General features: G+C 62.7%; 1 protein-coding gene. It reads left to right on the plus strand.

Translation table 11 applies throughout. The features are described 5' to 3' along the window. Window positions 1-217: hypothetical protein (locus AAIR21_RS28295; RefSeq protein WP_434682902.1), on the plus strand; the 217-nt coding region annotated here is incomplete at both ends.

Below are 217 nucleotides of genomic sequence, written 5' to 3' on the forward strand. Positions count from 1 at the left end.
TGAAACGCCATCGTCGCGGCATCTGGTCGGGATTTGCCGGGGGTATTGCGGCAACGCTGCTGGTCACGGCGATGAGCGCCTGGGGCTGGCTGAGCTGGCAAAACAACCAGCCGGAGACGCTGATTGATACATCACTTTCTCCTTTGCCGGTGGTGCTCAGTGCCTCCGAGCAGGAAGCGATGATTGAGGGCAATGCCGCCGCGCTGCAGGCGCAGGG

Source organism: Enterobacter sp. PTB, from assembly GCF_051130085.1.
GTDB lineage: Bacteria > Pseudomonadota > Gammaproteobacteria > Enterobacterales > Enterobacteriaceae > Enterobacter > Enterobacter ludwigii.